The sequence below is a fragment of the Petrachloros mirabilis genome, assembly GCF_975968855.1.
On sequence record NZ_CDLUDY010000205.1, the window covers coordinates 1 to 2,579 of the forward strand.

The window sequence follows — 2,579 nt, forward strand, 5'->3', positions numbered from 1 at the left end:
CGGGAATGCCGCCGACAGTGGTGGCCACGACCGGCCTCCCGGCTGCCAACGCTTCAAGGATGGCGATACCGAACCCCTCGTACAGCGAAGGGAGCACAAAAACATTCACGAGCGGTAAAATTTTCTGTATATCCCGTCTTGCCCCCGTAAATACTATCTGTGAATCAAGATCCAATCGACGACTCAACTGTTCGAGCTGCGATCTCGCCGGCCCATCGCCGACAATCAGCAGCTGAAAATTCCCCCCTCCCTCACGCCTTTTCAACTCAGCTGCTGCCTGGAGGAGCACACTCAATCCCTTTTTGGGCTCAACGAGCCGACAGACGGTCCCGATAACCGGCTGGTCCTCACGCAGCCCAAGCTCTCGTTTCGAAAGCGCCATAGTTGATTCATACCGCTGTGTTTCCACACCGAACGGGATAATGGCGCATCGATCGGAGATCCCGCCGATACGCGCCATAACAGACCGGCGCACCGCTTCAGAACAACAAACAACCCCGGATGTCCACTTGAGAGTAAGCCGGTCGATTAAGCGGATTGCCCGACCTTCACTCACAATTTCATCATGATAGGATGAAACAACCGGAATAGCTCTAAAAATGCGCCCGCATACTCTGGCCGCCAGGTTGGCCCAAAACAAGAACGATTGAATGACATCCGGCCGTTCGACGCTCAACACCTTCAGGAGGCGGGGGAATACCCGCACATCCAATTTACCCATCCCATCCAACGAGACAACTTTGATCCCCCGTGCTCGAAGTTCATCAGCTACCTCCCCTCCCGACTTGAGCGAGCACACGATGACGCTGAACCGTGAGCGATCGATCCGTGCGGCCAACTCGAGAATGTGCGTCTCGGTTCCTCCGACTCCCAGGCCGACCGCCAACAACATGACCTTAGCAGGCATACGTCGTCACACCCTTTGATTGCGAAGCCTCCAGAATCTGCTCATACCAACCTAAATACGCCTGTACTTGCCTATTGAGACTAAAGGACCGGGCAGCGGTTTCCGCTGCTATCGCCCCCATCGAAGTCCGCAGATCTTCATTGGAAAGAAGTTGGAGCACTCGACCAGCCATCGCTTCGGCATCTCCAGCAGGAACCAGAAATCCGGAACGGTGTTCTTCGATCTGTTCGGGAATCCCATCAACTGCCGTCGCAACAACCGGCAAGCCACAGGAAAGCGCCTCGAGAACGGTGTTAGGAAACGTGTCGGATTTTGCGGCATGCACGTAGACGTCGGCCGCTTGGTAATAACGTGCTGTCGTCCTTGCATCTTTCTGGAAAGCCACGAACCGGATCTCGCCGTTTTCGAGTGCGATCGGGTCGCCTTTTTCTCCCAGAACGATCAACGTGACTTTGCGTCCGCGATATCCCGCTGCCACTCTCGCGGCGCACTGTTCGACCGTCCGATAATCCTTGAACACGTTGCTCCTGGCGGCGTTGGCCACGAACAACAAGACGGCATCGTCCTGCGACAGACCGATCACTTCTCTGGCCTGACGCTTCGAGCCTGGCAAGAAGACCGACCTATCCACCCCGTTCGGAATCACACGGGCTTCGACCACCGAAGAGGCCAGCATCGATTGCTCTACCTGGCTCATAAGCCATCTCGAAGGGGTTGCGACATGAAGGCGGCTATTGGCAAAAATTTCTTTTTTCCTCTTCCAGTTGAACGCGGTTCCATCTCGAAGCAAAGCCGGATAGATCGATAAGTCCGGACAGGTTCCACAGCCCGCCTTCCAGCGATCGCAGCCGAGAGTGTATGCACAGTGCCCGCTGAGTAACCATGTGTCATGAAGTGTGACCATGACAGGGACTTGCCTGCTCAGCCACGGCAGAGCTCTCAAATCGAAGTACCCTCCGCGGGAAAGCCAGCCGCCGTGAAGGTTATGGCAGTGAAGAATGTCGGGTTGAATCTTCGCTAGAGTTAGCAACTTCCATGTCTCAGAAAAATTAAAATTCTCCATTCCCAATCTCGCTTGCCACCAGTTCGGCGGATATGCAGCGTATGCCTGTAACCATCGACGTAGCCGCCAGGCTCCGCGCAGTCTTCCCTCATAAGGTAACAACTGTTCGCTCAGCTTCTCGGACCACCGATCTAGCTGACTGGAATCGACAACGCACGATAAGGGAATTACATCCATATCACGGCTGCGCTTCTCTCCCACTGCCATCACCGATACGTGACCTCGACGCCGATACTCCTCAAAAAGTTGCCACGCAACGGCTTCGGCCCCTCCACCCTTATCGTAAGTGCTGACTTGGAGTATTCTCATTGGCCTCGATCACACGCTCACACTACGAAACCTGAAATGATTCTCCATTCCGTACCGTCCCATACAGCGACTTTTGTTGGGAATGTGAATCCCGCACGGTGACCGACTGTCCGGATCAATCGAGGCAGCGTCCCGAGTGAATAGTGCCGGGCCACCTTCCATACCATCCCTCTCAACAACGCTTCCCAGCCCTTGCACGGCCGCCCACCGTATTGCGCTAATATCCGTTCCGCCTCTGCCACGTATTCATCGGCCTGGAGAACAGATTTCTGGTTGCCATGGGCACGAAACCCACCGAGC

The 2,579-nt window shown here is 55.3% G+C and carries 3 protein-coding genes; all 3 read right to left on the reverse strand.

Going from position 1 to position 2,579, the window contains the following annotated elements; all coding sequences use genetic code 11:
- Positions 1-907: glycosyltransferase (locus ACWVCN_RS08240; RefSeq protein WP_455245084.1), on the reverse strand; the 907-nt coding region annotated here is incomplete at its 3' end.
- The gene (locus tag ACWVCN_RS08245) at positions 897-2,279 is read right to left on the reverse strand and encodes a glycosyltransferase (RefSeq protein ID WP_455245085.1); all 1,383 of its coding nucleotides are present in this window, start codon (positions 2,277-2,279) and stop codon (positions 897-899) included. The genes ACWVCN_RS08245 and ACWVCN_RS08240, both read right to left, overlap by 11 nt.
- Positions 2,280-2,296: 17 nt before the next feature.
- Positions 2,297-2,579: hypothetical protein (locus ACWVCN_RS08250; RefSeq protein WP_455245086.1), on the reverse strand; the 283-nt coding region annotated here is incomplete at its 5' end.